Here is a 26,355-nt window from a genome sequence, read left to right on the forward strand (position 1 = left end):
AAATACCTTTTACAATAAAGATATTCCAAAAAATTTTACAGCCATATGCGTTTCTATAAATACCTGATCGTATTTGTTCTTGTTTATCATGAGGCCCTTTACGCTCAGCCCCAAACCCAGCACAACTTACAATTTGACAGGCTTTCTACAGTATGGGACGAAGCCATTCCATTGGGAAATGGCATGGTCGGAGCCTTGGTATGGCAAAAAGAAGGTAGGTTGCGATTCTCATTAGACCGTGCCGATATATGGGATCAACGACCAATGAAGGGGCTGCATCGGGAAGAGTTTAATTTTAAATGGGTTCAGGAGCAGGTAGCCAAAAAAGATTACAAGCCCGTGCAGGATTACTTAGATGCTCCCTATGACCGGGAACCGGCACCATCCAAAATTCCGGCAGGAGCAATCGAATTCTCGATCCCAGAGGCCGGCGAGGTAGAATCCGTAAACCTCCATCTAGCTACGGCACTGAGTACAGTTAAATGGAAGGGAGGACTTATTTTGCAGACCTTTGTCCATGCCACCGAGCCGGTTGGATGGTTTAAGTTTCAAAATTTGAAGGGTGAATTTACGCCTGAACTGATAGCGCCTCGCTATCAGGGGGACGTCGATACTTCGGGTACTATCAACTCCTTGGTAGGGAACGACCTTCGTCGCCTGGGCTATAAACAGGGAGTGATTAAAAAAATCCCTGGAAGTATCACCTATACCCAGGAAGGCTATGGGGGGTTCCGTTACGACATCACGGTATCCTGGAAATCCTTGGGGAAAGGGCAGGTAGAAGGGCTATGGAGTGTCTCGTCTCATTTCCCCGATCGGCCTGCTACGGCTACCTCCAATCAATGGTCGGATAAAGCACTGGCCAGAGGCTATCTTCAAGACTGGAACAGCCACCAGGCCTGGTGGAAGGACTTCTGGGCTCAATCCGCCATTCAGGTTCCTGACCCCTTGCTAGAAAAGCAATGGTATTTAGAACAATATAAATTTGGTTCTGCGGCAAGGGCGGGGGCACCGCCTATTTCGCTTCAGGCCGTCTGGACGGCAGACAACGGACGAATCCCACCTTGGAAAGGGGATTTTCATCATGATTTAAATACACAGCTTAGTTACTGGCCCGCCTATAGTGGTAATCACCTTAAAGAGGCTATGGGTTATCTGGACCATCTCGATCAAAATTCGGAGAACTATAAGCGTTATACCCAGCGCTATTTCGGGGTGGAAGGTCTGGCGGTGCCGGGGGTTACTACCCTGGACGGCACCGAAATGGGGGGATGGATTCAGTATGCCCTTTCGCCTACAGTATCGTCCTGGCTGTCCCAGCATTATTACCTGCAATGGCGCTATAGCATGGATGCCGGCTTCCTCAAAAAGCGTGCTTATCCCTGGGTACGTCAGGTTTGTACTTTTATTGAAAATATTACAAGTCTGGACGAAGATGGACTGCGACAACTGCCCATAAGTTCAAGTCCCGAAATCAACGACAACAAACTGGAAGCCTGGTTTCCTAAGAATACCAATTATGATTTGGCACTAATGAAGGCCGCCTTGGGATATGGGCATCTGATGGCCCTGGAGTTGGGAATGGCCCAGGAGGCGGCACATTGGAAAGACCTTCAAAATGAGTTTGGAGACTATTCCCTTACGGAGAAGAAGGAGCTTAAATTCGCGCAGGATCTCGATTATAACGTTTCTCACAGGCACTTTTCGCACCTGATGGCCTTCCATCCTCTGGGACTCATCAACTGGGAGGATGGTCCCGAGTCCCAGAAAATTATTACCAATACCTTGGCGAAGCTCGATGCGGTAGGACCCGATTATTGGACAGGCTATTCGTATGCGTGGCTGGGGAATCTGAAAGCCCGGGCCAAGGATGGGGCTGGGGCTGCCAAGGCCCTTCGAACCTTCGCTGAGGCATTTTGCTTGCCAAACAGTTTTCATGCCAACGGAGATCAATCTAAATCAGGCCTATCCAAAATGACCTATCGTCCCTTCACCCTGGAGGGTAACTTCGCCTTTGCGGCGGGTATTCAGGAGATGCTTCTACAGAGCTATGCCGGCTATATCCATATTCTGCCAGCAATACCAGAAACTTGGGGCACCGTATCATTTCAGAATCTACGGGCAGAAGGGGCTTTTCTGGTGGATGCGAAGATGGAGGGTGGAGTACTTAGCGAGGTCGGGGTCAGAGCAGAAAAGGCCGGGGTAGCTATGCTGAAGTTAAATCCCGAGGAATGGAAACTGCACGCAGCCCAAGGGGTCAGGCAGCAGTCCACTGAAGAAGGATTTTTGGAGCTGAATTTTAAGGCAGGAGGAAGTGCGCAGCTGGTACGGAAATGATTTTGATAAGCTGCTGTAATTAAGAAATTTAGTTGTTCATAAGGAAAAGCGTGAGCTGGAAAGCTTTTGGGTTAAAGTACAAGAATTTGCCTTTAAACTCTTAATTGGTGATTAAGCTTTAGGTATCATAACTTATGAAAAAACAAATAGTAATTGGCATAGGACTCATAATCTTAGCCATTTCTGCCTGGACCTGGCGAGGTGGCTTCAATGATCCTATCGATTATAATGCCGATGTGAAACCCATCATTAACAAGCATTGTATTGGTTGCCATGGCGGTGTCAAAAAGGCTGGGGAAGTTAGCTTTTTGTTCGAGCAGGAAATGCTTCAGCCCGGCAAATCGGGGAAGCCAGCGGTAGTAAGAGGAGACGCCCATGCCAGCGAGATGATTCGCCGAATAGAAACCCATGACCCCGACGAGCGCATGCCCAAAAATGCGCCTCCCTTAAATCAGGATGAGGTGGCTACCTTGAAACAGTGGATCAATGAAGGGGCTGAATGGGAGACTCACTGGGCAGATAAATGGGTGGAACGGCCAGAAGTGCCTGGGCTTCGTTACTGGGGCAATTTGGTCGGACTATTGAACCGGGGTGAGACGACATGGCCCAATAATTCGATTGATAATTTTATCCTCAAAAAACTAAAGGAGGAGGGTTTGAGGCCGTCTGAGCGTGCCGAAAAGGCCACCTTAATCCGGCGCGTCAGCCTGGACCTGACGGGCTTACCCCCAAGCCCTGCAGAGGTGGAGGCTTTTGTCGCCGACGAATCGGAAATGGCTTATGAAAAGCTTGTGGACCGTATGCTGTCTTCTCCCAGCTATGGCGAGCGCTGGACTTCTATGTGGATGGATTTGGCCCGCTATGCCGATACCAAGGGATATGAAAAGGATGGCCCGCGCAATATCTGGCGATTTCGTGATTATGTGGTTCGTTCCTTCAATGCCGATAAGCCTTTTGATGCCTTCACGATTGAGCAGTTGGCCGGTGACCTGCTACCTCCCGATTCCTCCGGCCTACCGAAACGGGATCATATGATCGCTACAGGTTTTCATCGAAACACGATGAATAATGATGAAGGGGGCACTTCCGATGAAGAGTTCCGGGTTGCCGCTCAAATGGACCGGGTCAATACAACCTGGGAGGTTTGGGGAGGCACCACCTTTGCATGTGTGCAATGCCACAGCCACCCCTACGATCCTATCTCCCATGATGAGTATTATAAGTATATGGCATTTTTCAATAATACTCGAGATGAGGATGTACCCACGGAGTCCCCGGCACTCCGACTCTATAAGGGCGACGACTCTACCAAGGTTCAGCGGGTACTATCCTGGATAGGTCAACATGATGCCAGCTCCAAAAAGGACTTTACTGAATTTATTCATGTGATGGAACCTAAGGTAAACTCCCACGATTTTGACGAATTGGTCAATGCTACTATGCTCGATGGGAAGTATCTAGGCCTAAAGCATACCAGTTCCGCTAGGCTGGCCGATATCACCCTTACCGGACGCTCGAAAATCCTGCTTTCTATGAGTACGGGCGCTGAGAAGCCATTGCTTCAGGTGCATAAAGGTGGGCTGCTGGGGCCTGTAATCGCTCATGTTGCCATTACATCCCCAGTAAGGGACACCGTGCTGATTTTGGACGTTGCGCCTCAGTCGGGGCGACATAATCTGTATTTTACACTTTCAAGTCCTAAGACACCTGACAAATGGGTGCAGATAAAATGGGTGGCCTTCCAGGAGGCACTGCCTGGAGCAGATGCGCCGGGTTATCAAGAAATGCTGAAGCAATATAGCAGCCTACTAACCAAGCGGGTAGAAGAAATGCCCATTCTTTGGGAAGGAACAGGAGACTTGGCCCGCCAAACCCATGTATTTGTAAGGGGAAATTGGCTCGTAAATGGTCCTGAGGTAGAGCCTGGGGTGCCCGGGCTATTCCCTTCTTTAAAAGCCGAAGACCCGAAGAACCGTTTGGGGATGGCGCAATGGTTAGTAAGCCGCGACCATCCCCTTACTGCCCGGGTAATCGTCAATCGATTCTGGGAACAGCTTTTTGGCTATGGTCTGGTTGAAACTGTAGAGGACTTTGGTTCCCAGGGAAGCCCTCCAACTCATCAGGCCTTATTAGATTGGCTGGCAGTAAGCTTTATGGAGGATGATCAATGGCGTGTAAAAGCATTATTAAAGAGAATTGTGATGTCGGCCACATACCAACAAAGTTCTAAAACTTCTCAGGAGCAGCTGGAAAAGGACCCCTATAACTATTGGCTCTCGCGTGGGCCCAGGGTGCGGCTCAGTGCGGAACAAGTGCGCGATCAGGCCCTGGCGGTGAGTGGATTGCTATCCTCAAAAATGTATGGGCCTAGTGTGATGCCTCCTCAGCCCGAAGGTATCTGGCAGTCGCCCTATAGTGGCGAGCGTTGGGTGCTTAGCGAAGGGGAAGATCGGTACCGGAGGGCCGTCTATACCTATTGGAAGCGAACTTCTCCATATCCCTCCATGACCACTTTTGACGCTCCTAGTCGAGAGTTCTGCCAATCTCGGAGAATTCGCACCAATACACCTTTGCAAGCCCTGGTCACCCTGAACGATCCCGTTTATATGGAGGCAGCAGAACGTCTGGCTATCATGATGAAGAAAAAAGGTGCCACGCCCAGAGACCAGCTCCGCGAAGGTTACCGATTATTGACCTTTCAGACAATAGAAGAACCGAGTTTGGACGTACTGGAAAGGATTTATAAACAATCGCTTAAGGCCTATCAAAGCAGGCCAAGTGAAATTGATAGCGTGCTGGTGTATGGGAAAGAACGGAGTGTGGAGCTTGCTGCCCTTTCTGTATCGGCCAATGTGATGTTGAATCTGGATAATGTGGTAACCAAAGAGTAGACCTGTCGTCTGCCCTTACTGAATGACAAATGCTCATGGAAAAATTACTCAGGGAATTGGAATACAGGCGTGTTGAAGAACAGACGCGGCGTCATTTCTTAAAAAATATGGGTTTTGGCTTGGGGGCCCTAGGCCTGGGCTCACTATTAGGTGGCTGCAATGAACCTAACGCCACGAACCACTCAGCACAGGAAGGAGCCCAGAAGGTGCCCCATTTTAGGCCTACAGCCAAGCGTGTCATCTATATTCATATGGCTGGTGCTCCTTCGCAACTGGAACTTTTCGACTATAAGCCTGAGCTGGTTAAGTACGACGGTGTGGACTGTCCGGCAGAGTTTTTAGAAGGAAAGAAATTTGCCTTTATTCAGGGAGTTCCCAAGATGCTAGGCCCTCAGGGCAGATTCCAGCAATATGGACAGTCCGGAGCATGGATGTCGGACTATGTGCCCTACCTTCAGGAAGTTGCCGATGAGCTCTGTTTTATTAAGTCCATGCATACAGACCAGTTTAACCATGCCCCGGCTCAGCTGTTGATGCATACAGGAGGTGCCAGGCTGGGTCGTCCAAGCTTAGGTTCGTGGGCAGCCTATGGCCTGGGTTCGGAAAATAATAATTTACCCGGATTTATAGTGCTGACTTCCGGGGGTAAACAGCCCGATGCAGGAAAGAGTATCTGGGGTAGTGGTTTTCTTCCTTCGGTGTACCAGGGGGTACAGTGCAGAACGGGTGGCGATCCGGTTCTGTATGTCTCCGATCCCAACGGAATCAGCAGAGATTTACGGAAAAATACCATCGAAGCCATTAATGATATCAACCGCCAGACCTATGAGCAGGTGCAGGACCCGGAAATTCTGACACGTATCAGTCAGTACGAGATGGCTTTTCGCATGCAAATGTCCGTACCGGAGGTGATGGATGTTTCTAAAGAGCCTCAATACATCCGTGACATGTACGGAGTAAAAGCAGGAGAAGGTTCCTTTGCTATGAACTGCTTGCTGGCCAGGAAGCTCATTGAAAATGATGTCCGTTTCGTGCAGCTATTCGACTGGGGCTGGGACGGGCATGGAACGAGTGCGGCCGATAATGTAGGAGGGGGACTCCATGAGAAATGTAGGCAAACGGATCAGCCGGTAGCTGCCCTGCTTCAGGATTTGAAAATGAGAGGCTTGCTGGAGGATACCCTCGTGGTATGGGGTGGTGAGTTTGGCCGAACCCCTATGCAAGAAAATCGCAATGGACTCGTGATGCCTTATATGGGTAGAGATCACCATCTTGATGCCTTTACCGTGTGGATGGCAGGGGGAGGAGTAAAGCCTGGATATAGTCATGGAGAGACCGATGAGCTGGGATATTATGGGGTAAAAGATCGGGTACACGTTCATGATCTGCAAGCGACCATATTGCACCTGATGGGTTTCGATCACGAAAAATTTACCTACCCCTTCCAGGGCCGCAATTTCAGACTTACAGATACCGAGGGAAAAGTTATCAAGCCGGTAATCGCCTGACCTCTTTTTTATTTTAAAAATTTGACCATGGATTTTTCTTTTTTTGTGGATTCTGGCTGGGCCACTTTCCTTGGACGGTTTCATCCCATATTGGTGCATTTACCTATAGGTTTTCTGATGATAGCAGCCTTATTGGAAATTAGCCGCCGACTAGGACGCATCGAAGTAAGTGAAGCAACTATTTCATTTGTTCTATTTTGGGGCGCCGTTGGCGCTACTTTGTCCTGTATGGCCGGCTTCTTGTTGTCATTAAGTGGGGGCTATGATGCTGATCTGTTGTCCGATCATCAATGGCAGGGAATAGGTGTAGCCGCTTTTGCATGGATCGCATGGCTGGTAAAGTCCGACTGGATAGGGGAAAAAATACCCTTTGGGCCACTATTTTATCTTCCGGCATTTGGCCTGGCTACCCTACTGACCCTCACAGCCGGGCATCATGGAGGCTCTCTTACACATGGGGGCGACTATCTCACGCAGTATACTCCGGAGCCCTTCAGGGCACTTGCTGGCATGCCTCCCCTGCAGCAAAAAACCGGAGTAGCCAAGCCTATTGCCAATGTTCAACAAGCAGTGGTATATGCAGACATCGTGCAGCCCATACTCGAAGCACGCTGTACCCAATGCCATAATTCATCGAAACAGAAAGGGGATCTGCGCATGGACGAATATGCTTTGCTGATGAAAGGGGGTGAAAATGGACAAATCATGGTCGTCGGAAAAAGTGCCGAGAGCGATATGATTAAACGCTGTCTACTGCCCGAAAATGACGACAACCATATGCCTCCCAAAGGGAAACCACAGTTGACGCCCGATCAGATTACATTACTCTCCTGGTGGATTGATCAAGGCGCCCCTGCAGATAAAAAAGTAGCGGAGCTGACGGTATCGGAACCCGTAAAGCCCCTTCTGGCTGCCCTCCAGGATGGGAGCGCCAGCCTTAAGGAAGCGGAATCAAGCCTTTCGGCAATAGATGGTTTGGAGGTAAAGGCTGGAAATGAAGAAGCGATTCGGAAGCTTACCGAGGCGGGGCTAATTGTAAGAAGCCTTTCTGCCAATAATCATTTACTGGAGGTGAGTGCAGTGAATGCCTCAGGCTTTGATGACAAGCAAATGGCCCTTCTGCTGCCTCTGTCCGAGCAGATTACCTGGTTGAAGCTAGGCCGTACGGCTCTAACGGATGCGGGACTGCAGCAGCTTTCAAAATTTAAAAATTTAAACAAATTGCATTTGGAATACACTGCAATTACAGATGCAGGCTTGTCGGGATTAAAAGGACTCCCAAGGTTGGAATATATGAATTTGGTAGGGACCAATATTACGGACGAAGGTCTTAAAGTTGCCCTGACGGTCAAGAATCTCAGATCCGTATATGTATGGCAAACCAAGGTAAGCGAGGAAGGGGTGAAGGCGCAGCGCAAAGCCTTTCCCAAAATTAATATCAATAATGGTATGACCGAGGCATCCATTGCCGCCTTTGCCAAAGCCGGGGACTCTTTATATTCTGAGCTTTCTACGAAGACTAACTAGCCAAGGATCCTCTTAAATAGTAGTGCCTTATTTTATAATCTTAATCAGATAAAATGGATCGTCGAAAATTCTTGAGTTCTGCTATGGCAGGAGGCGGTGTGCTCACCACCATGCAGGCCCTTAGTGCAGAAAATCCATTCATCCCGAAAGTAAAAGACAAGGGTAGCCTAAAGATTATGGGGACCAATTGGGGTTACAAAGGATCGGTAGATGCATTTTGTGCGGCGGCTAAGCAGGAAGGATACGATGGTATAGAGATGTGGTGGCAGTCGGGTGTTGAGAGAAAGAGGGAGCTATTTAATGCTATCAAAAAGTATGACTTAGAGATCGGCTACCTCTGTGGAAGCCATGAGTCTGACTTTGAAAAGCACCTGGCAGGGTTTATAAAGGGTGTGGATGAGGCCAGTAGCCAATCCGAGCGAAGACCCTTGTATATCAATTGCCATAGTGGAAGAGATTACTTTACCTTCGAACAAAATCAGGCAGTGATTGATCACACCCTGGAGGTAGCTGCCAAAACGGGCATACCTATCGCCCACGAAACACATCGTAGCCGCATGCTATTTGCCGCACATATCGCTCGCCAGTTTCTGGAGAAAAACCCGCAGATGAAAATTACTTTGGATATCTCTCATTGGTGTAATGTTCATGAAAGCCTGCTCGCCGATCAGCCGGAGGCCGTAAAGCTGGCCCTGGAACGTACTGTGCATATACATGCAAGGGTAGGGCATCAGGAAGGGCCTCAGGTAAGCGATCCCCGGGCCCCCGAGTGGGCTACGGCTCTAAAGGCGCATCTTGACTGGTGGGATGCCGTGGCCGCCCATAGAATAGAGAAGGGGCTACCCCTTACCATACTAACTGAGTTTGGTCCACCGACCTATCTGCCCACTATGCCCTATACCAATCTACCTGTCGCCGATCAGTGGGGTATCAATCTGCATATGATGCATTTGCTAAGGCGGCGTTATAGCTAGAGTTAAGCCGGCTCTGGCAATAAGTAGGGCGTACTCAGAGTTTTTTCTCCAGAACTGCCAAAATCTTTTGAAGCCCTAAAGCATCTTCCTGGGTAAAATCGGAGAGTTTATCGCTGTCAACATCCAGGATCATGGCTACTTCTCCTTTTGCATTGAAAACAGGGATTACAATTTCGGATTTGGAGTCAGAGCTACAGGCAATATGGCCGGGGAACTGATCTACATCTGGAACGATGATTGTCTGTTTTTGGCTATAAGCCGTACCACATACCCCTTTGCCGGGCTTGATGCGGGTGCAGGCGATGGGTCCTTGAAATGGCCCCAGTACCAGTTCGCCTTCTTTGGCAATATAAAAACCAACCCAAAAAAACTGAAAGGCCTCTTTGAGAACAGCAGTAATATTGGCCAGGTTAGCGATCAGGTCGCTTTCATCGGAAATAAGCGCCTCTATCTGCGGGGTGATGGCCTCATATACATATTTGCGTGCTTCCCCTTTAGGGATGATCAAGACTTCTGCCATTCTATTTGGTTCGTTGGTTAATGGATGAAATGCCAACAAGTATTCTAATGAAAAAGTTACATAATTTCCATTCTGTTCCATAGGGGGCTGGGCCCTCCAGAAAATAATCGTTCGGTGCCAGGTAAGGAATATTTTTTTTTGTTGTTCACTTTGCCCAAGAAAAGCCGTTAATTCGTAGGTATAACCCGTTTACTATCAATTTTGAAATGGCAGAGCAGCATATATTACTCATGGATGGCCCCGATCATAAGGGTCTGATCTACCAGGTTACCCGCATCCTTTTCGAGCATAATCAGAATATCCTTCGCAACGATGAATACGTAAGTCCTTCCGGTTATTTCTTTATGCGTACCGCTTTTAGCGGTGAGATAAATCCGCAGCTACTCCTGCAGGAACTGCAACGGCAACTGCCTGAAGGCCTCAACCTGCGCATTAATCCCCGCAAGAAGAAAGATATTGTCTTGTTGGTCACAAAGGAGCACCATTGTTTAGGGGATCTGCTCCTGCGTTACGCTTTTGATGAGCTGGATGCCAATATATTGGCCGTGGTGAGTAATTATAATATCCTGCAACCACTGGTGAGCAAATTCGGTATTCCCTTCCATTTTGTATCTCATGAGAATCGGAGCAGAGAAGAACATGAAGAGGCGATCTTAAGGACAATGGATGTCTATCGCCCCGAATTTCTCGTATTAGCGAAATATATGCGAATTATTACTCCTTCTTTTGTAGCGAAGTACCCCAATAGAATCATCAATATACACCATTCCTTTCTTCCTGCTTTTATTGGTGCCAATCCTTATCGCCAGGCATACGAGCGGGGGGTCAAAATTATTGGAGCCACAGCACATTTCGTAAATAATGATCTTGACGAAGGACCAATTATTGCGCAGGATGTGAAAGCAGTGGACCATAGGCAAACGGCCTCCGATATGGCTACACTTGGCAAGGAAACTGAGAAAAGTGTGCTTTCTAAGGCGTTGAAGCTTGTTTTTAACGACCGGGTTTTCATCCACCAAAACCGAACCATAATTCTATAGGCACAAAAAAAAGCCCTTAGTCAGAATCACCGAGGGCTTTTTGTAATCTGATGGATGTTATTGAATACGTAATGTTACAAAAATATATTCAAAACATCAAATTCATTTTCAGGAGGTTAACGCACCCGTTCTAAACGGAAGCGAAGGCTTTGCTCAGCGCTACCAAGTCGGCGTCGTTGACTTCCTTCTTGATATCTGCTACTTCAAGGAATCGCGAATATAGTTCATCTACGGCCGCCTTTTCATAGGAGAAGCCCAATAGTTCGAGGCGGTGCTTCAGGGCGTGTCGTCCGCTCCGGGCCGTAAGTACTATGTCCGACTTATCAACACCAACATCCTGAGGGTTCATAATCTCGTAATTCAGGTTGTGCTTCAAGAATCCATCCTGGTGTATTCCTGATGAATGCGCAAAGGCGTTCCGCCCCACAATGGCCTTATTAGCCTGGATAGGCATACGCATCATTTTGGAGACCAGCTGGCTAGTGGGATATATTTCTTTGGTATTGATAGCCGTTTCCAGGCCCATTTCGGGGTGCACCTTCAATGCCATCACCACTTCTTCTAAAGAAGTATTTCCTGCCCGCTCTCCAATCCCATTCAAAGTCACCTCTACCTGTCGTGCACCCTGGCTAATCCCCGCTAAAGAGTTGGCTGTAGCCAGTCCAAGGTCGTTATGGCAATGTATGGATATAATGGCCTTGTGAATATTGCTTACATTTTCGAAGATATACTTGATTTTTCCACCGTATTCCTCTGGAAGACAATAGCCTGTAGTGTCCGGGATGTTCACCACAGTCGCACCGGCTCCAATGACAGCCTCCACCAGCTGGGCAAGGAATGCAAGGTCGGCACGGCCCGCATCTTCACAGTAAAACTCTACATCTTCAACCTTGCTTTTTGCATACTTGGTTGCGGCAATAGCCCGTTCGATTATCTTTTCACGGGTGGTGTTGAATTTGTGCTGTATATGAATGTCGGAAGAACCAATTCCGGTATGGATACGGCCTCTTTTTGCATATTGTAGGGCATCGGCTGCAGCGTCGATATCCCCAGTAACGGCCCTGGACAGTGCGCATATTATAGGTTCTCTTACCGCTTTGGAAATTTCTACCACTGAACGAAAATCACCAGGGCTTGAAACCGGAAAGCCGGCTTCGATCACGTCAACACCCAGCTTTTCGAGTTGCCTGGCTACAATGACTTTTTCATCGGTGGTTAACTGGCTGCCGGGCACCTGCTCGCCATCTCTTAAGGTGGTATCGAAGATTTGAACTCTCTGACTCATTGCTGGGTATGGTGAATATGTAATGGTATAACTAATTTACTAAATTTCTAGGGCAATATAAAACCCTTTCTGTAATAAGAGAAAGGGTTTTAGGACGAATCATAACGGCACCTTCCTCTGGATTAACCCAGATTGAGCAGAAGGTAATATGGTTGTGAATCGGCGTATTTCATTACTAAAGTCGTTTGCGAAATTTCGCTGTATGCGATTTTCTTCTGCAAAGAAAGCATAAGTTTTATTTCAAACAAATATTCTTTGGCAAAACTTCGATAAATTTACAGTCGTTTTAACAATTCTTCTCCAGCAGCTTGGGTGTTTAGTATTTTTTCCTCAGCTGTAGTAGCATCTGCGATGTCGCGAGTTCTGTAACCATCTTTAAGCAAACGATCTACCGCATCAATAATGGCGTTGGATTCTTCTTTCAGGCCGAAGGATATATCCAGCAACAGAGCTGCTGAAAGCACAGAGGCTAGCGGGTTGGCCACCCCTTTACCCGTAATATCGTGGGCCGATCCGTGGATAGGTTCGTATACGCCAGTCCCATCGCCGATTGAGGCCGATGCCAGCATGCCCATTGACCCGGCGATCTGGCTGGCTTCGTCTGTGAGAATATCGCCAAAAAGGTTGGCTGTTACCACAACGTCAAAACGTTTTGGATCCTTGATCAACATCATGGCCGCAGCGTCTACAAACATATGTTCTACCGTAACATCTGGGTATTCTGTTGCAACTGCCTGGACTACTTCTCTCCAAAGGCGGCTCGTTTCTAGAACGTTGGCTTTGTCGACCGAGCAGAGCTTCTTGCCGCGAGTCTGTGCGGCTTCAAATGCCTTGCGTGCAATGCGCTCCACCTCAAATTTGCTGTATTCGGCCAGGTCGTAGGCCGTATCCCCATCATTTTTGCGCCCTTTTTCTCCAAAATAGATATCTCCGGTTAGCTCGCGGAAGAATAAAATATCCGAACCTCTTAAGATTTCGGGCTTGATAGAAGAGGCTGCCAAAAGCTCATCAAAAAGTTTGATAGGACGAAGATTAGCATAAAGGCCCAGCTCCTTACGCATTTTCAGAAGTCCCTGCTCAGGACGAACCTTAGCAGAGGGGTCGTTATCGTACTTAGGATGTCCCACTGCGCCAAACAGGACGGCGTCAGAAGCACGCATTTTTTCAAGTGTTTCGTCTGGTAGCGGGTTCCCCGTTGCTTCTATGGCTACATGGCCGATAAGCGCTTCGTCATAGGTGAATTCGTGACCGAATTTTTCGGCGATACGCTCTAATACAAGCTTTCCTACTTCTGTTACTTCTTGTCCAATCCCGTCGCCAGGTACGATTAATATGTGCTTTTTCATTGGTTTGATTAAAAATGAATGTCGCTCAGGGAGCGATTGCTGTTATGAATTAAATGATATTTAACATTTTCTGAGTGGCCTTAATGGCCGATACGGTCTGATCTGAATCCAGTCCGCGGGTTTTGGTCTCTTTGCCTTTGATGCTCCAAGTAATAATAGTTTCGCAGAGGGCATCAGTCTTTCCTCCTGGTGGGATGCGTACGGCATAGTCCACGAGCATGGGTAGTTCAATTCCTTTCTTACAATAAACCTTTTTAAGGGCATTCATAAAGGCATCATACTGTCCGTCGCCCTGAGCGATCTCCTGAAAGAGTTCATCTCCAAAGCTGATTTGTACCGTAGCCGAGGGTTTTAGGTTTTTAGAGTGGGTGAGCACATAATTCTGAACCACCACTTTTTCTTCTATGGCACTGCTGTCCAGGACATCGGAAATGATATAGGGTAGGTCTTCTGGAGTCACCACCTCTTTCTTGTCTCCGAGCTCGATGATGCGCTGGGTGACTTTCTTTAGGTCGCTGTCGGTGAGTGTGATACCCAGGTCTTTCAGGTTGTTTTCGATATTGGCCTTTCCAGAAGTTTTCCCTAGGGCATATAAGCGCGTACGTCCAAAGCGCTCGGGCATAAGCTTGCTGAAATAGAGATTGTTTTTCTTATCTCCATCGGCATGTATGCCCGCTGTCTGAGTAAATACACTCTCGCCTGTAATGGGCTTGTTAGAAGGTATACGAATCCCCGAAAAGTTCTCGATCAGCTTGCTGATGGAATACAGGGATTTTTCTACTACCGAGGTTTCTATTTCGGGCATAAAGTCCTTGATCACAGCAATCGCACTCGCTAGGGGGGCGTTGCCCGCTCTTTCGCCCATGCCGTTCACCGTGAGGTGCAGGCCTTGCACCCCTGCTCTGATGGCCTCCATAGTATTGGCCGTGCCCAGATCGTAATCGTTATGCGCATGAAACTCAAAATGAGTACCTGGATAACGATCGACGACGGCTTTCGTATATTCGTAAGCCTCTTTTGGGGTGAGTATTCCCAGGGTGTCCGGAAGCAATATCCGCTTTACCGGCTGGGTGGTCAGGAAGTCCAAAGCGGCGAATACATACTCAGGGGAGCTGCGCATGCCGTTGCTCCAGTCTTCCAGATACACGTTGCAGGTGATATCGTTGGACTGTGCCAAGGCGATCACGCCTGTGATATCGGCGAAATGCTCCTCAGGAGACTTTTTGAGTTGATACTTCAGGTGATTTAGCGAGCCTTTGGTCAACAGGTTCATTACCTTGGCGCCAGTGCCCAGCATCCACTCGATAGACTGCCGGCCATCTACAAAGGTAAGCACTTCTATTTTGTCCAGGAAACCGTGGTCCTTGGCCCAGTCTGTGATTTTTTTTACCGCCTGAAACTCTCCTTCAGAAACCCGGGCCGAAGCCACTTCTATGCGATCGACTTTCACTTCCTGTAGTAGAAGCTGGGCGATCGTCAGTTTTTCGGATGCGGAAAACGATACTGCGCTGGTTTGTTCCCCATCGCGCAGGGTCGTATCCATAATTTCTATATAGCGTCTATTCATGAGGATGCCGGCCATCGGCCGAAGGCTATCGGCCAGCGGTAAGGTACCGACAGCCGACAGCCGAATGCCGATAGCCTTTTAGTATATTCTTTGGGTTTCGAACTGTTGGATATCTTCCTTCATCGCCTGTAGGTAGTCGATGTCGTCGAAGCCATTCATCATATTGTGCTTCTTATATCCATTGATATCGAAGGATTCCGACTCGCCGGTAGCCACAATGCTGATGGTTTGCTGCTCCAGATTTACCTCCAGCTCCGCTTTAGGATCGGCTTCGATGGCAAGGAAAATTTTGTTCAAAAATTCTGGGCTCACCTGTACCGGAAGAATACCGATGTTCAGGGAGTTTCCTTTGAAGATATCGGCAAAGAAGCTCGATACCACACAACGGAAGCCATAGTCATAGATGGCCCATGCGGCATGCTCACGACTCGACCCGCTGCCGAAGTTATGACCCCCTACAAGAATTTTCCCCGAATAAATCGGGTTATTGAGCACGAAGTCCGCCTTGGGCGTATCGTCGCCATTATAGCGCCAGTCTCTAAACAGATTGTCGCCAAAGCCTTCCCGGGTGGTAGCTTTCAGGAATCGAGCCGGGATAATCTGGTCGGTGTCTACGTTCTCTATAGGAAGCGGCACCGCCGTACTTTTAAGTGTTGTGAATTTATCGTAAGCCATATATGTGGGCTTTCGGCTAACGGCTTTCGGCATTCAACGGCCTGGCTGTTAGTCTACAGCGTTTAATTTTTTAATTAATTGATATAACTGTTTTTTAATGGATACAATTTCTGCTTGAATGCTGTCGTAAATTTCTGTTGACATGTAACCCAAGTCTTTCGCTAGATACGTGAGATATTCTACCTCCTGGCATGACCCGTAAGATATTCCTAAATATCGAGCAAAATCCTTTTCGCTTATTTTTGCGCAGCCTTCGCTAATGTTAGTCGGAATCGAAATAACAGCTCTTCTTAATTGAGATATTAATCCAAATCTTTCCTCACTAGGAAACTCTTTAGTGATGTTATAGAGACTCAGAACGAGCTGATGACTCTGTTCCCATACATGATAGTTCCTAAAATTTCTCATCGGAGAGGGGGTTAAAAGATTGCTGCTCCCAGATTACTAATCAACCTGCCGATCTGACTATTGACTACCAAAAGTTGACGGCCGATAGCCTTTAGCCGACGGCCGCTACATCAACTCCCTAGGATCCGTCACTACGCCGGTTACGGCTGCTGCGGCGGCTACTAGGGGGCTGGCCAAAAGGGTGCGTGCTCCCGGACCTTGGCGGCCTTCGAAGTTACGGTTAGAGGTACTTACCGCATATTTTCCAGCCGGAATCTTGTCGTCGTTCATGGCTAAACATGCCGAACAACCTGGCTGACGTAGGGAGAACCCTGCCTCGGTAAGGATGTCTAAAATTCCTTCTTCTTTGATCTGCGCCTCTACCACATGCGAGCCAGGTACGATCCAGGCCGTTACATGCTCGGCTTTTTTGCGACCTTTCACAATGGAAGCGAAGGCACGGAAATCTTCGATACGACCATTGGTGCAGCTACCAATGAATACATAATCGATTCTCTTGCCCAACATCGATTCGTTCTCATGGAAGCCCATGTAATTCAGCGATTTTTCATAGGTAGCTTTTCCACTTCCCAAGTTTTCTCCTGAAGGAATCTGATTGGTGATGCCCTGACCCATACCCGGATTTGTTCCGAAGGTAATCATCGGCTCTATGTCAGCTGCGTTAAAAGTGTATTCCTTGTCGAAGGTGGCGTCAGCATCGGTTTTCAATGTTTTCCAGTAAGCAAGGGCTTCATCCCATTTCTCACCTTTAGGAGCATATTCACGCCCTTCTATATAGTCAAAAGTGGTTTGGTCGGGGGCGATCATACCACCCCGTGCACCCATTTCGATGCTCATGTTACAAACCGTCATACGCCCTTCCATGCTCATGTTCTCAAACACATCGCCAGCATATTCCACAAAATAACCCGTAGCTCCCGCCGTGGTCAATTGGGAAATAATATACAGGGTAACATCTTTGGCGGTAACGCCTTTTCCTAGAATACCATTTACATTCACCCGCATCTTTTTGGGCTTGGGCTGCATGATACACTGAGATGAAAGCACCATCTCTACTTCGGAAGTACCAATACCAAAGGCAATTGCGCCGAAAGCTCCGTGGGTAGAAGTATGGGAGTCTCCACAAACGATGGTCATACCGGGGAGGGTGATGCCGTTTTCAGGCCCTACCACGTGAACGATACCATTCTGTGCATGGCCCAGTCCCCAGTGAGAAATACCATGCTTGGCAGAGTTCTCTTCCAAAGCCTTCAGCTGATTGGCCGAAAGAGGATCCTGAACAGGAAGGTGTTGGTTGATGGTGGGGGTATTATGATCGGCCGTTGCGAAGGTGCGCTCTGGATACATCACGCCGACATTTCTATTTTTTAGGCCAAGAAATGCTACCGGACTCGTTACTTCATGGATAAAGTGACGGTCGATGAAAAATACATCGGGACCATCCTGGATCTGACGAACCACGTGGGCATCCCACACTTTGTCGAACAGGGTACTTGCTTGCTTACTCATATTTTTTATAGATAAATTTTTCGCCATTAATAGCTCCCAGACCATGCCCATTCCCCCCGAGGGAGGAATCTGTTCATAGAAAAGGAATTAACACTACAAAGTAATGGATATTCCCTGGTTTTAGGATAACGTTAAAAGTTCAAAAAATAGCGATTTTGGTTTTTTTATGGGGACTGGGCGGGGATTGGTATTTTCAGGATGGAGACAGCGTCGAACCCCTCCCGAATAAAAGACTGAAAAGCAAGCAGCAGTGAAGCAGCCCCAGCAGTATATATGCCGTTGGTGGAGAGTTACTTGGAGGTTTAAACTATTGGTAACTTAGAGCATCGGTCTCAAACTATATATTCAATCCTAGTCTTTACAAGCGATAGAAATCAAACTACCACTAGACACCGTTTTTATGTTCATCACGAGAGGGTTCAAGAATTTTTATAAACTCACCAACAACTCTCATTTCGGCACCATTTTCTTCATTAATAATAATGTCTTTATATGAGTTATCATATGAATTGGGTCGTAATATAACAGACGTGTGTTCCCAGCTGTCTTCTAAAATTACTTTCTCACTTGAATAAGTTTTGATAGTAAATGCAGAGTTAAAATCTTGGTCACGAAAATCTATATTTTCGACTAAAACAATTTTTCCATTTCTACTTCCTCCCCTGTAAGGTTTAAATAAGCAAATTGAATTATTGGGGATTACACGGTTCATGGACTCTCCGACTATTTTGCACGCGAAATAGTCATTATCATGACGAATGCTTTCTGGACCTTCAATGAATGTAAACTCTTTTGCCGATTGCATTTCGCTGAATGACCCAGCAGCTGCATAAAAGTCATATAGGGGAACGGGATTGTTTAATTTATGTTCTAAATTCTGAGCAATATTCCGCTGTGTATTATTAACTCGAATATTTTGTGAAGAATATGATGCATCTCCTTTCTGCTCCAAATAGTTGAACATATTAATGGCAACTGGATTGGCCAAATTGAATCGAATTTTTACAACAGGAATTTGTTTACCGTTATTATCTTTCATTGAGGTTTGTTCGACCTGATCTAATGCTGGACTTACCTCACCCATATAATAAAAGTCGACACCTTCATCATTATTTTTCTTGATGAATAGAGGCAGTCTAATTGGTCCATTATGACCCAATATAGATTGAACGTCTTTGCTTTCAATTTTTCGATTAGATTTTGACATCCAATCGAACTCACGGTTGTTTACAAATTTATCCTCATATTTTGTTGACTCAGAAATATGCTCTTCCTTATGATAATTTACGAAAATTGGACAATGTGAGTTGTCTTGACTAACTAAGTAACCTCCAACGTTTTGCGCTATAGGATTTTCGCGTGCATTCAATATTCTAAACACATCTTTACGAGAGTACTTCCTATAAAGTACAAATCCATTCTGCCAACTCTCGAGTACAAAAGATTTATCGAATTGATGTATGGAGTATTTGGTGGAGTCTAGAAGGAAATTTTTAAAAGTGTCCTCCCCTAAGTGTGATAAAAACTGACTAGACAATATAAACTTGCCGTCTTCAACCTTCAAAATATCTAAATCATAAACATCTTTTATAGAAAGCATTTTACCTCCTTTCTTCTCCCTAGTAAACTCAAAATTCAAATTAAGAACGCATGAGTTGATGGTTTCTTCAGATGTGTAGTACTTATACTTTGTAAAAACTTCTTCTTGTAATTCTTTTACAGATAGACTGTGTGATTCTATTAATAATTTGATGATCAAGCTTTCCTCAACTCTTTTAGAATTATTGATTTCTTTAGAGAATAACGATAACAATTTAACCTGCTGCTGAGATAAATTGGAGATGAGATCGCTCTCCACTTTGATAACAAACTGGTAATACGAACCGGAATAATTAACGTAGAGATAAGGGTCTCGTGAACCGTGCTCTATAAAGTCCATCATCATTGGAATCCTGCCTAACTTAAATTTCAAAAGCTGATAATCCTTTCTCAAATCAGACCACAGCTGCATGTTAGCAGTATCAATGGATTGAAAGATTTTTTCTTTCGTAATCTTATCAAAATTAATGGTAGATGCTCCAGGAAGCATCCTACTACCTTCAGTAATTAATTTCCTGAGAGTATCTTTGTTATAGGAGGTGTCACCATACAGTGCAATTGGTATTAGGTAATTCGTATCATAATTTCCGATGAAATCAATGACCGTTAAATACCCTTTTCCCTCAGTTTTTCTTAATCCTCTGCCTAGTTGTTGGATAAAAACGATTGCAGATGCTGTAGGTCGAAGCATGATAATCTGGTTGATTTTAGGAATATCAATTCCTTCATTGAAAATATCGACCGTAAAAATATAATCTAGCTTTTCTCTTAAATCCTCCGATTCTAATTTTTCAATAGCGATAGCTCTTTCTTCGGCAGAGCTATCGCCTGTCAAAGCAACAGTTTTATAGCCTTTTAAGTTGAACAAAGCGGATAGTGCTATGGCTTCCTGTTTTCTTGAGCAAAAAACCAGTCCTCTGGTAATACCATTGTCACTTCCATAGAACTTCGCCTGCTCAATGATTCTGTCAACTCTTTCAGTTGAAACTAATAGATTAAAGTCTGAAAAATTTTCAATCACCTTGTTGTTAACAACCAAGTCGGTGACTCCATAATAGTGAAAGGAACTCAACATGTCCTCTTCCATTGCTCTATTTAGCCTGATTTCGTAAGCAATAGTATGGTCAAATAAATGGAATATGTCATTTCCATCCGTCCGCTCAGGCGTGGCTGTCATCCCCAGAAGAAACTTTGGTTCAAAGTGTTTTATCAATCGTATGTAAGAATCAGCACCGGACCGATGGGTTTCATCAATGATGAGGTAATCAAAATGCGTTTTTGAGAAGTATTGGAGGTTGGAAGGCTTTGAAATAGTTTGGATGGTTGTAAATATAAAATCAGACTCTAAATCCCTTTTATCGCCAGAAAACAAACCCATCGTTTTATTTTCCCCAAAAACATTTCGGAATGTTTTTAATGAATCTTGAGCAATTGTTAATCTATGAACTACAAACAAAAGTCTTTTCGGATTTAAGGCCTTGGCATCGAATGCTGATAAATAGGTTTTGCCTGTTCCTGTTGCAGAAATTATTAACGCTTTATTCTTTTTCTTCGCACGCAGATTTAGAAGATTTTTTAATGCTTCCGACTGCATTGAGTTTGGTATTATTAAAGTTGAAGGATCAACCAATCTCTCCTGCTCAGGGCGATTATTTAAAATCGATTGCTTTTGGAATATGTCTTCATATGACGCTATAAACTCGGAATTTACCGGAATACCATTTTCGAAATCTAACTGAAACTCGTGAAGAACCTTTTCAACAAGTCCACTTTCATCTAATGCAGAAACTTTAATATTCCATTCTTTATTAGTTGATAATGCCTGGGCTGTTAAATTGCTACTCCCAACGATTAGATTATAATACTCTTCGCTCCGGAAGATGTATCCTTTTGCATGAACATTCCCAGATGTTGCAATTCTTAAATCTATATTTTTGAATTGAATTAACCTTTTTAAGGCTTCAGGCTGAGTGAAATTTAAATATTGAGAAACTAAAATTTTACCACTTATACCTCGATCTTCGAGCTGCTTCAGCTGGTTAATTATGGTGGCAATGCCACTTGTAGTTACAAAGGCTACAGATATTAAAAACTGATTACAGTTTTCTAGTTCGTGAATTATGGTTGAAAGAACTTTTTTTGGGGGATTCTTCTGGTTTACAAGAAGCTCCGGTTGGTAATCATAATTAGATAAAATGGATTTATCCACGAAACCCGTATGTAGGCTATTCGTGAATATTTGTGTTAACTTATCCATTTATTACCAACTTATTCACTATCGGTAGGTCCGCAGCTGCCCAATCCAACTTTTTGAGATCAGAGATACCTAGCCATTTGCAATCTATATGCTCTATAAGTGTGAGTTCCCGTGTTTCAGCTTCACAAATAAAACCGTGCATTGTCAGTTCGAAATCTGGGTATTCATGTTCCACCGTAAGGAATAGGGACTTAATATTTATTGAGATGTTCAACTCTTCTGACAACTCTCGATGTAAAGCTGCCTCTTTTGATTCTCCATCTTCAATTTTCCCTCCGGGAAATTCAAACTTCTCAGAAATATAAAGAAATTTGTTTTTCGGCCTTTGAACACATAGAATCAGATCTTTATAGTATACTATTCCTGCAACAACTTCAATTTTCTTCATTATTTCTATTTAATCCGGTATCTGGTAACTACTTTATTTCTCGAGTCTCTAGGTGTCTAGGTACCCCCACTTTATTTGGTAACGAACTATGCTTCGCATGTTTTGAGCACTTTAAACTCGTAGAAATTGGTCATTTCAACTCCCACGATCGCTACTTTTAGAATCCTTTTCTAAAAGTTTCCATTTCCTTTATTCTAACCGAATTCCCAACAAATATACACTTGGATTTTTATTTTGATATATATTGATTAGCCTTAGTCACTGGTTATTATCTAATATGGCTCCGTCCAGAGCTAAAATGGAAATTTCATAGCATGGGTCTTCCTTTAGATTTTAAATAGATAAAACTCTTATATTAATGCCCTGTATTTTCAATTAATTAAAGCCTTCCCATTTCTATCACGGTTATTCCTATCAACTAAAAAATGAAAAGTTGAGACGTAAAGGAGATAAGAGGGAATGTTCTCAGACTTATTAGATCTGAAAGAAGCTAATCAATTATATATTGAATATCTATTCTTGTTTGCACATACATGTTTTACCATGGTAGTAATATGTACAAGGTAGTTTTGCGACTTCTTAGCCTGATAATAAACTGTTGAAAGATCATCTGGAAATATATATATTGAGATTGTTTTTACTGTATCTTCACCTCCTCTTCGGCGTTCTGCCAAATTTTTCTTTATAGGTCTTTATAAAATGGGAGACGCTTTCGTAGCCTATTTCGGCTCCTATTTCCGATACATTTTTTGGGCTGTTACGGAGCAGGAAATCGGCGTAGTCGAGGCGTTTGTTTTTGAGCCATAGGGCCGGGGAGGTGCTGAACTCTTCCTGAAAGTCGCGCTTGAATACCGACAGGCTACGGCCCGAAAGCTTGGCGAGCTCCGCCAGGGTAAGGGGCTTGAGGTAATAGCTGTTCATCAGAAACGACAAGTCTACCTTTTCCCCCTTATGTAGTCCGTATAGGATGGAGCGCAACTGTCGGGAGGGCTCCAGCTCCAGCAGGTGCAGGAGTAGTTCCTGAAATTTGAGCCTCAAAAAATGATTCTTAAGCTCCTCTCTGGAGTGGAAGTAGGGGAAGATAGACTGGATGAATTTCTCAAAATTGTCGTCCGACTGCAGTAGCAGAATAGGATACTGACTGTGTGCCTGTTCGTTTTCGGCGCTGAAGAGCTCGGGATGCAGGCTGACAAACTCTTTCAATAATTTTTCGTCAAAAAAAAATACTAGACTTTTATAGGCCTCGTTGATCGACTCCGACATGAGGTAGAAGCCCCGCTGGACGAAGAGGATATCCCCCTTTTGTACATGTACTTCCTGGGTTGGGCTGGTAAATTTTTTCTCCCCTTCCAACACCACTATAACCGCATGTTCCTCGAAAAACACATCGTATTTGGAGGGGTAAATTTCGTTGCGATAGGCCACAAAGGTCATGTCCTGAATCTTGAGAGATTCAAATTCCTGGGCGCTGATATCGGAGGGGACGCGGAGCATGCAGGCAATTTACACTAAAAACTGAAACAAATCGGGTTGGTCATTTAGGTATTCATATACGATTTTGGCTTCGTCCATACGTGCGAGCAGGGGTTGGAAATCTTCCCGGTTTTTTAGTTCTATTCCTACCAGGGCGGGGCCTTGTTCTCTGCTGGTTTTCTTGACATATTCGAAGCGGGCCACGTCGTCGTTGGGACCCAGCACGTTGAGAAATTCCCGGAAGGCGCCAGAGCGCTGGGGGAACCGGATGATGAAATAGTGCTTCAGTCCCTCGAAAAGCATGGAGCGCTCTTTGATCTCCTCGGTACGGGTGATGTCGTTATTCCCTCCGCTGATGAGCAATACCACATTCTTGCCTTTTATTTCTTCTCTGATCTGGTCCAGGGCCGCCACGGTGAGGGCTCCTGCTGGTTCGGCCACAATGGCCTCTTCGTTATAGAGCTGCAGGATCGAAGAGCATACCCGGCCTTCAGGAATCAGTATGATCTTTTCAAGGCTTTTGCTGCATACCTGGAAAGTGATGTCGCCAGCACGGCGCACGGCGGCTCCGTCTACAAACTTATCGATATGCTCCAGGGTTACCACTTGTCCGGCGGCTAGGGAGTCGTGCATGGTGGGGGAGCCTAGTGGTTCCACGCCTATGAGTTTGGTCTGAGGGGAGAGCTGCTTAAATACAGTAGAAATGCCTGAGGCCAGCCCGCCACCGCCTATGGCCATCAGCAGATAGTCGATGTTAAAATCGGCATCTTTAAAAATTTCCAGTCCGACGGTCCCCTGGCCCTCTATGACCTGCAGGTCGTCGAAGGGGTGAACGAAGACGGCGTTCGTGGCTTCGCGGTAGTCCATTGAGGCATGGTAAGCATCGTCGTAGGTATCACCCACCAGGTGGATTTCTATCCATTCTTTTCCAAACAAGCGTACCTGTTTCACCTTTTGGGCCGGGGTGGTGGTAGGCATGAAAATGGCTCCTTTTACCTGCATTTTCTGGCAGGCATAGGCGACGCCCTGGGCGTGGTTGCCGGCGCTGGCGCATACCACTCCTTCTGCCAGCTGCTGCATGCTCAAACTAGCCATTTTGTTATAGGCTCCGCGTATTTTGTAGGAGCGAACGGTTTGCAAATCCTCCCTTTTCAGGTAGACATTGGCTTGATATTGCTCGGAAAGATGCTGGTTGTGCAGCAGTGGGGTATGGTTGATCACTCCCCGAAGTCGCTCGGCGGCCTTAAAGATATGGTCCAGGGATGGGCTGTTATTGGTTTTCATGGTATGAAGCAAAAAGGCCTTACGGGAAACCGTAAAGCCAATTTATTTAAATAATCCTGCAGCAGATTGAGCTGCTACAGGAACGATGATATGCTTAGTTATTCTCAGGACGTAGGCTACGTACTGTTTTACCAGCTCTCCACATTTCAGACTCGCGAAGTTCGGCCAGCTCCTCTTCCAGCTTCACTCGGTAGTCAGGCTGAGAGTTGCGGGTAATCGAAATTTTGGCTTCGTTACCAGTCTTCACAGAATTGTAAAGTTGTTCGAAAACAGGCTTGGTAGCGTCACGGAAAGGCTTCCACCAGTCCAGGGCACCACGCTGAGCGGTAGTAGAACAGTTGGCATACATCCAGTCCATTCCGTTTTCGGCTACTAGAGGCATCAACGATTGAGTCAATTCTTCAACTGTCTCGTTAAATGCTTCCGATGGCGAGTGACCATTCGTGCGCAATACTTCATATTGAGCTGCGAAGATTCCCTGGATGGCACCCATCAAAGTACCACGCTCACCTGTAAGGTCAGAAGTTACTTCGCGGTAGAAATCGGTTTCGAAAAGGTAACCAGAACCTACGCCGATACCCATGGCGATACATTTTTCGCGGGCTTTGCCAGTAGCATCCTGGAAGATAGCGAAAGAAGAGTTCAATCCTTTGCCCTCTACGAACAGACGACGAAGAGATGTTCCTGATCCTTTGGGAGCTACCAAGAATACATCTACGTCTGCTGGAGGAACGATACCTGTTTGATCTTTGTAGGTAGCGCCGAATCCATGCGAGAAGTAAAGGGCTTTTCCTGGAGTAAGGTGTTTCTTAACGGTAGGCCACAATTCAATTTGTGCTGCGTCAGAAAGAAGGTAGCAAATGATGCTTCCTTTAGAAAGAGCTTCTTCGATTTCGAAAAGAGTTTCACCAGGAACGAAACCGTCTGCTACTGCTTTGTCCCATGACTTACCGCCTTTACGCTGGCCAACAATTACGTTAAAACCGTTATCACGCATGTTTAGGCTTTGGCCTGGGCCCTGTACACCATATCCGATTACGGCGATGGTTTCAGTAGAAAGAATTTCACGCGCTTTCTCTAATGGGAACTCTTCACGGGTTACTACTTCTTCTTCGACCCCGCCGAAATTTAATTTTGCCATTGGTTATTGATTGAATTATTGATTACTAATGAATTAAAAAACAATACTACTAAAAAATGCTTACTACTGAATATATTCCCAGTTGGCCTCTGGCAGGTAGTCTACCAGTGTTTGGGGCGATTTGCTGACTGCCACCCTTCCCGAGCGTACAAACTCCAGGATGCCATGGGGCTTGATATAATCGAAAAATTCGAAAATTTCCTCTTCGGAGCCTGTTTTTTGAATAATGACATAGTTCAAATGCCAGTATACCACCCACGCTTTATGGACTTTGTTGATGGTTTCGATATCGATGGGTTTGGCATCGATAGGGGTTGGGATTTTAAACAGGGCAATTTCATTGAAAGCGATGTCCTCGTTCAGGTACCCAAACACGGCCAGAACCTCGATGACTTTGCGTATCTGGCGAACCAGCTTCTCCACCGCTTCCCGGGAATCGTGGTGAATCACTATGGTAAAACGTGATATTCCTTTACGCTCGGTTTCCGATACGGTTAGGCTTTCTATATTGATGCGTCTACGGGTGAGAATGGTGGTGATTTTATTCAAAATCCCAAAGGTATTCTCAGTAAATACACATATGGTGTAGGTAGTCATGTTGTTCTTGAATAATTATTGAAAATACT

At 45.7% G+C, this 26,355-nt stretch carries 19 protein-coding genes; 6 read left to right on the forward strand and 13 right to left on the reverse strand.

The annotated features are described in order from the left end of the window. Positions 1–45 precede the first annotated feature (45 nt). The 5 genes from X939_RS0114685 (at position 46) to X939_RS0114705 (ending at position 9,237) form a co-directional block, all read left to right on the forward strand. Entirely contained in the window at positions 46–2,337 is a 2,292-nt protein-coding gene (locus tag X939_RS0114685) for a glycosyl hydrolase family 95 catalytic domain-containing protein (RefSeq protein WP_025764047.1), read from the forward strand. Between the two features lie 134 nt (positions 2,338–2,471). Then, on the forward strand, positions 2,472–5,228 hold the full coding sequence (locus X939_RS0114690) for a DUF1553 domain-containing protein (RefSeq protein ID WP_025764048.1): 2,757 nt from the start codon (positions 2,472–2,474) through the stop codon (positions 5,226–5,228). A 35-nt stretch (positions 5,229–5,263) separates the two neighbouring features. Beyond that, positions 5,264–6,736: a DUF1501 domain-containing protein gene (locus X939_RS0114695; protein WP_025764049.1), complete on the forward strand. Its 1,473-nt coding sequence runs from the start codon at positions 5,264–5,266 to the stop codon at positions 6,734–6,736. A 27-nt stretch (positions 6,737–6,763) separates the two neighbouring features. Beyond that, positions 6,764–8,263, forward strand: a complete 1,500-nt coding sequence (locus tag X939_RS0114700) for a c-type cytochrome domain-containing protein (RefSeq protein ID WP_025764050.1) — start codon at positions 6,764–6,766, stop codon at positions 8,261–8,263. 53 nt (positions 8,264–8,316) lie between these two features. Then, positions 8,317–9,237 (forward strand): sugar phosphate isomerase/epimerase family protein, encoded by a 921-nt coding sequence (locus X939_RS0114705; RefSeq protein WP_025764052.1) that lies wholly within the window; start codon positions 8,317–8,319, stop codon positions 9,235–9,237. A 34-nt stretch (positions 9,238–9,271) separates the two neighbouring features. Here the strand turns inward: X939_RS0114705 and msrC are convergent, their stop codons facing one another. Further along, positions 9,272–9,757 carry a free L-methionine (R)-S-oxide reductase MsrC gene (gene msrC, locus X939_RS0114710; RefSeq protein WP_025764053.1) on the reverse strand — a complete coding sequence of 162 codons (486 nt, stop codon included), beginning with the start codon at positions 9,755–9,757 and terminating at the stop codon, positions 9,272–9,274. 206 nt (positions 9,758–9,963) lie between these two features. On the opposite strand from msrC, the gene purU reads away from it, so the two are divergent. Further along, complete coding sequence (purU, locus tag X939_RS0114715; protein WP_084299488.1) at positions 9,964–10,797, forward strand: formyltetrahydrofolate deformylase; 834 nt, start codon at positions 9,964–9,966, stop codon at positions 10,795–10,797. A gap of 130 nt (positions 10,798–10,927) precedes the next feature. On the opposite strand, the gene X939_RS22465 is transcribed toward purU, so the two are convergent. From X939_RS22465 to ilvN, 12 genes are all read right to left on the reverse strand, one after another. Beyond that, the gene (locus tag X939_RS22465) at positions 10,928–12,082 is read right to left on the reverse strand and encodes a 2-isopropylmalate synthase (RefSeq protein WP_084299489.1); all 1,155 of its coding nucleotides are present in this window, start codon (positions 12,080–12,082) and stop codon (positions 10,928–10,930) included. A gap of 275 nt (positions 12,083–12,357) precedes the next feature. Continuing rightward, positions 12,358–13,428: a 3-isopropylmalate dehydrogenase gene (gene leuB, locus X939_RS0114725; protein ID WP_025764055.1), complete on the reverse strand. Its 1,071-nt coding sequence runs from the start codon at positions 13,426–13,428 to the stop codon at positions 12,358–12,360. Positions 13,429–13,477: 49 nt separating this feature from the next. Further along, a complete protein-coding gene (locus tag X939_RS0114730; RefSeq protein ID WP_025764056.1) occupies positions 13,478–14,995 on the reverse strand; it encodes a hydroxymethylglutaryl-CoA lyase-like TIM-barrel protein in 1,518 nt (505 codons plus the stop codon). 78 nt (positions 14,996–15,073) lie between these two features. After that, positions 15,074–15,670 carry a 3-isopropylmalate dehydratase small subunit gene (gene leuD / locus X939_RS0114735; protein WP_025764057.1) on the reverse strand — a complete coding sequence of 199 codons (597 nt, stop codon included), beginning with the start codon at positions 15,668–15,670 and terminating at the stop codon, positions 15,074–15,076. A gap of 48 nt (positions 15,671–15,718) precedes the next feature. Next, positions 15,719–16,078 carry a four helix bundle protein gene (locus tag X939_RS0114740; protein ID WP_025764058.1) on the reverse strand — a complete coding sequence of 120 codons (360 nt, stop codon included), beginning with the start codon at positions 16,076–16,078 and terminating at the stop codon, positions 15,719–15,721. Positions 16,079–16,183: 105 nt separating this feature from the next. Further along, complete coding sequence (gene leuC / locus X939_RS0114745) at positions 16,184–17,587, reverse strand: 3-isopropylmalate dehydratase large subunit (RefSeq protein ID WP_025764059.1); 1,404 nt, start codon at positions 17,585–17,587, stop codon at positions 16,184–16,186. Between the two features lie 385 nt (positions 17,588–17,972). Then, on the reverse strand, positions 17,973–21,395 hold the full coding sequence (locus tag X939_RS0114750; RefSeq protein WP_198034422.1) for a DUF3427 domain-containing protein: 3,423 nt from the start codon (positions 21,393–21,395) through the stop codon (positions 17,973–17,975). Between the two features lie 40 nt (positions 21,396–21,435). Beyond that, on the reverse strand, positions 21,436–21,831 hold the full coding sequence (locus tag X939_RS0114755; protein ID WP_025764061.1) for a (deoxy)nucleoside triphosphate pyrophosphohydrolase: 396 nt from the start codon (positions 21,829–21,831) through the stop codon (positions 21,436–21,438). A gap of 648 nt (positions 21,832–22,479) precedes the next feature. Then, a complete protein-coding gene (locus X939_RS0114760) occupies positions 22,480–23,325 on the reverse strand; it encodes an AraC family transcriptional regulator (RefSeq protein WP_025764062.1) in 846 nt (281 codons plus the stop codon). 9 nt (positions 23,326–23,334) lie between these two features. Next, the gene (ilvA, locus tag X939_RS0114765; RefSeq protein WP_025764063.1) at positions 23,335–24,588 is read right to left on the reverse strand and encodes a threonine ammonia-lyase IlvA; all 1,254 of its coding nucleotides are present in this window, start codon (positions 24,586–24,588) and stop codon (positions 23,335–23,337) included. Positions 24,589–24,682: 94 nt separating this feature from the next. Next, positions 24,683–25,729, reverse strand: coding sequence for a ketol-acid reductoisomerase (gene ilvC / locus X939_RS0114770; protein ID WP_025764064.1), 1,047 nt, complete (start codon positions 25,727–25,729; stop codon positions 24,683–24,685). A 63-nt stretch (positions 25,730–25,792) separates the two neighbouring features. Next, positions 25,793–26,326 carry an acetolactate synthase small subunit gene (gene ilvN / locus X939_RS0114775; protein ID WP_025764065.1) on the reverse strand — a complete coding sequence of 178 codons (534 nt, stop codon included), beginning with the start codon at positions 26,324–26,326 and terminating at the stop codon, positions 25,793–25,795. Positions 26,327–26,355: the final 29 nt, after the last annotated feature.

Source organism: Dyadobacter tibetensis Y620-1 (genome assembly GCF_000566685.1).
GTDB classification, from domain to species: domain Bacteria; phylum Bacteroidota; class Bacteroidia; order Cytophagales; family Spirosomataceae; genus Dyadobacter; species Dyadobacter tibetensis.